Genomic DNA, 4,302 nt, shown 5'->3' on the forward strand with positions numbered 1-4,302 from the left:
GAGCACCCGCGACGCCGGCCGGCCCGTCGTGCGCGCCCCCGGTGACCGGAGTCGGCACGCCGCCGGCCCTCGCGACGACCGCCGGCCCCCTCCGGACCGTGCGGCTCATGGGGACGACCTGCGGCCCCGTCGCGAGGAGCCGGAGATCCCCGAGGACGTGCGTCCGGCCGATCTCGACCGTGCTGCGCGCATCGAGCTGAAGACCCTCACCAAGGAGAACGCCGACCAGGTCGCGCGGCACCTCGTGATGGCGGCCCGCCTGATCGACGACGACCCCGAGCTGGCCCACAAGCACGCCCTCGCCGCGGCGCAGCGTGCGGGCCGCATCGCGATCGTGCGCGAGAGCCTCGCGATCACCTCCTACGCGATCGGCGACTTCGCGCTCGCGCTGCGGGAGCTCCGCACCTTCCGCCGCATCTCCGGCTCGGACGACCAGATCGCCCTGATGGTGGACAGTGAGCGGGGCGTCGGACGTCCGGACCGTGCCCTCGAGCTGGGCCGCTCCGTGGATCGCGAGCACCTGCCCCTCGAGGCGCAGGTCGGTCTGGCCATCGCCATGTCCGGCGCCCGGCTCGATCAGGGCGATCCGCGGGCCGCCCTCGACGAGCTCGAGCGCGCCCCCGTCGACCTGACGAAGGTGCATCAGTGGTCGCCGGAGCTGTTCCTCGCCTTCGCCGCCGTCCACGAGGATCTCGGCGACGCCGACGAGACCGAGCGCTGGAACCGGCGGGCGACCCGCGCCGCCGCGCTGCTCGACGAGGTCGGTGAGGAGGGCACGTCCGTCGCCATCACCGTCGAGGCCGAGGACGAGCCGGAGTCGTGAAGCTCCGGCGTCGGTCGGCCGACGGTGCGAACCCGATCGAGGGCGCCGACGTGCTGCTGCTCGACCTCGACGGGGTCGTCTACCGGGGCCGCGACGCACTGCCCCACGCCGTCGACGTGCTCGGGGCCGTGCGCGCCTCGGGCGTGACGGTGGGCTACATCACCAACAACGCCTCACGGCGGGCGGAGGCCGTCGCCGACCAGTTGCGCGGCTTCGGACTCGAGGTCGAGGCCGACCACGTCGTGACCTCGCCCCAGGCGGCGGTGCGGATGCTGGCGGACCGGCTCGCGCCGGGAGCTCGGATCCTCGTCATCGGCGGCGACGGACTGACGTCGGTCGTCGAGGCGGCGGGGTTCCAGGTCGTCGCCTCGGCCGACGACGAGCCGGACGCGGTCGTGCAGGGCTTCGCGCCCGAGCTCGGGTGGAAGGACCTCGCCGAGGCGGCCTTCGCCCTCGCCGACCCCGACCGGCTGTGGGTCGCGACCAACACCGACTGGACGATCCCCGTCGAGCGGGGCATCGCCCCCGGCAACGGCACCCTGGTGTCCGCCGTGCACGCCGCCGTCGGGCGGATGCCGATCGTGGCGGGGAAGCCGGAGACGCCGCTCTTCGACGCGGCCGTCGAGCGGTTCTCCGCCGAGCATCCGTTCTTCGTCGGCGACCGTCTCGACACGGACATCGCCGGCGCGAACGCCGCCGGGATGCCGTCCGCGCTCGTGCTCACCGGGATCGACGGGCCGCGCGAGGTGCTCGCAGCGCCCGAGCGCGCACGACCGCCGTTCCTGCTCGCCGACCTCCGGGGCCTGGTCGAGCCCTACCCGGAGGTGCGGCCCGCGGCCGGCGGCTTCCGCTCGAGGGACGCCGTCGTGCGGATCGACGGCCGCCGCATCGAGGTCGTCAAGCCCGGGGATCCCGTCGACCTGCTGCGCGCGGCAGCGCAGGCCGTCTGGTCGGCCGAGGTCTCCGCCTGGTCCCTCGACGTGCCGGACGCCGTCCTCGCCGCTCGGTAAGGTCGCCCCGTGACCCAGTCGCTCCCGTCCCTCCCCGTCGCCGCGATCGAGGCGCTGCCGGCCGGCGATCGGGCGGACGCCTACCTGGCCCTGCACGCCGAGCTGCTCGCGCGCCTCGAGGCCGTGCCAGCGGCGGGATGACCGAGGCACGTCTCGACCTCGCGCTCGTCGCCCGTGGCCTCGCCCGCTCCCGGACGGCCGCCGCCAGGGCCGTCGCCGACGGCGCGGTCCGCGTCGACGGGATCGTCGTCACGCGACCGGCGACGAAGGTCGCGGACGGCGCGGTGCTGGAGCTGGCGCAGCCCCGGCACGTCAGCCGTGCCGGCGCGAAGCTCGAGGCGGCGCTCGACGCGTTCCAGCTGGCTCCGACCGGTCGGCTCGCCCTCGACGTCGGTGCATCGACCGGCGGCTTCACGGGCCTGCTGCTCGAGCGGGGCGCCCGCCGCGTGATCGCGCTGGACGTGGGCCACGACCAGCTGGTCCCCGAGCTCCGCGCCGATCCGCGGGTCGTCGTGATCGAGGGGGAGAACGCGAGGGCGCTCACCGCCGAGCGCCTCACCGAGCTCGTGGGGGACGCCGAGCCGCCGTCGCTCGTGGTCGCCGACCTCTCGTTCATCTCGCTCGTGCACGTGCTGCCCGCGATCGCCGCGGTCGTGGCGCCCGCCGGTGACGTCGTCTGCCTCGTGAAGCCGCAGTACGAGGTCGGGCGGGAACGCGTTCGCGGGGGCCTCGTGCCCGATGCCGGCGACCGCGCGGAGGCGGTGCGCGGGGTGCTCACGGCCGCCTGGGCGGTCGGCCTCGGCACGACCGGCGTCCTCGGCTCGCCGGTCGTCGGCACCCACGGCAACCGGGAGGCGCTCGTGCACCTGCGGCCCGCGCTCGGCTCGGATCCGGGAGGATGGGACGAGCGGGTGCGCGAGGCCACCGCCGGAGTCGAAGGGGGAGCACGTGGCCGATGACCGCCGGTACGTCCTCGTGATCGCCCACACGGGCAGGCGCGACACCCTCGACGCCGCCCTCACCGTGCTCCGCCTGCTCGAGGACGGCGGCGTGACGCCCGTCTGCATGGAGCGGGAGCGCCGCGACCTCGCGGCCGTCAGCGATCTCGCGGGCGCGGTCGCGCTGCTCGGCACCGACGTGGCCGTGGAGGACCTCGAGCTCGTCGTCGTGCTCGGCGGCGACGGCACCATCCTTCGCGGCGCGGAGATCGTGCGCGGCACATCCGTGCCGCTGCTCGGCGTGAACCTCGGTCACGTCGGCTTCCTCGCGGAGGCCGAGCGGGACGACCTGGGGGACACGATCCGCCGCGTCGTCGATCGGGCGTGGGACGTCGAGGAACGGCTGGCGATCGAGGTGCGGGTCTACCAGGACTCCGACGTCGTCCACACCGACTGGGCGCTGAACGAGATGACGGTCGAGAAGGCGGCGCGCGAGCGGATGCTCGAGGTCGTCATCGAGGTCGACGGCCGCCCGCTGTCGAGCTTCGGATGCGACGGCGTCGTGGTCGCCACGCCGACCGGATCGACGGCCTACTCGTTCTCCGCCGGCGGACCCGTCGTCTGGCCGACAGTCGACGCGATGCTGATGGTGCCGCTGTCGGCCCATGCGCTGTTCGCGCGCGCCCTCGTGGTCCCGCCCACCTCCGTGCTCGCGGTCGAGGTGCTGAGGCGCACCGACGGCACAGGCGTGCTCTGGTGCGACGGCCGCCGCACGTTCGACCTCGCCGTGGGTGCGCGCGTCGAGGTCGGCGCATCCGACACCCCGGTACGACTCGCCCGCCTGCACCGCTCGACGGACCGGTTCGGCGACCGCCTGGTGCGGAAGTTCGACCTCCCGGTCGCGGGATGGCGCGGCCCCGCCGCATGAGGCCGGGACGATGATCGAGGAGATCACGATCCGGGGCATCGGGGTGATCGAGCGGGCGACGCTGCCGCTCGGCCCGGGCTTCACGGCACTGACCGGCGAGACCGGCGCGGGCAAGACCATGGTCATCACGGCGCTCGGGCTGCTGCTCGGCGGCCGGGCGGACTCCGGGATGCTGCGGCGGGGCGCCGGCAACGCGGTCGCCGAGGCCCGCTGGGTGGTCCCGGAGACCGGTCCCGTGGCCGACCGCGTCGCGGAGGCCGGGGGAGAGCTCGAGCCGATCGGGAACGGCAAGGCCGAGCTGCTGGTCAGCCGCACCCTCACCGCGGAGGGCCGGAGCCGCGTCGCGGTGGCCGGTCGGTCCGTGCCGGTCGGGGTGCTGCAGGACCTCGGCGACGAGCTCGTCGCGGTGCACGGGCAGTCGGAGCAGCTGCGGCTGAAGTCGCCCGCCGCGCAGCGCGAGATGCTGGACCGCTTCGCCGGCTCCGCGGTCGCGGGGCTGCTCGCCGACTACGGCCAGGTGTGGCGCCGGTGGCAGGCGGACCGCGCCGAGCTCGAGCACCTCACCGGCGACCGGGACGCCCGCGCGGCGGAGGCCGGCGAGCT

General features: G+C 75.2%; 5 protein-coding genes and 1 pseudogene. All 6 read left to right on the forward strand.

The genetic code is table 11. From position 1 onward, the window contains the following. A pseudogene (locus JWQ92_RS15805) lies at window positions 1–823 on the forward strand (hypothetical protein); the annotation flags it as partial. Then, window positions 820–1,833 carry an HAD-IIA family hydrolase gene (locus JWQ92_RS15810; RefSeq protein ID WP_297345423.1) on the forward strand — a complete coding sequence of 338 codons (1,014 nt, stop codon included), beginning with the start codon at window positions 820–822 and terminating at the stop codon, window positions 1,831–1,833. The pseudogene JWQ92_RS15805 and the gene JWQ92_RS15810, both read left to right, overlap by 4 nt. Window positions 1,834–1,842: 9 nt before the next feature. After that, entirely contained in the window at window positions 1,843–1,974 is a 132-nt protein-coding gene (locus JWQ92_RS15815; protein ID WP_297345424.1) for a hypothetical protein, read from the forward strand. Beyond that, on the forward strand, window positions 1,971–2,792 hold the full coding sequence (locus tag JWQ92_RS15820) for a TlyA family RNA methyltransferase (RefSeq protein WP_297345425.1): 822 nt from the start codon (window positions 1,971–1,973) through the stop codon (window positions 2,790–2,792). Before JWQ92_RS15815 ends, JWQ92_RS15820 begins: the two co-directional genes overlap by 4 nt. Next, window positions 2,782–3,699 carry an NAD kinase gene (locus tag JWQ92_RS15825; RefSeq protein WP_297345426.1) on the forward strand — a complete coding sequence of 306 codons (918 nt, stop codon included), beginning with the start codon at window positions 2,782–2,784 and terminating at the stop codon, window positions 3,697–3,699. The genes JWQ92_RS15820 and JWQ92_RS15825 overlap by 11 nt, the downstream gene beginning before the upstream one ends. A gap of 10 nt (window positions 3,700–3,709) precedes the next feature. Further along, window positions 3,710–4,302 (forward strand): AAA family ATPase (locus JWQ92_RS15830; RefSeq protein ID WP_297345427.1); only part of this gene is annotated, 593 nt, incomplete at its 3' end.

Origin of the sequence: Amnibacterium sp., assembly GCF_025463795.1 — a bacterium.
Lineage (GTDB): Bacteria > Actinomycetota > Actinomycetes > Actinomycetales > Microbacteriaceae > Amnibacterium.

Coding starts and splice junctions, on each gene's coding strand:
- JWQ92_RS15820 (WP_297345425.1), top strand. CDS start 1,971: ATGACCGAGGCACGTCTCGACCTCGCGCTCGTCGCCCGTGGCCTCGCC.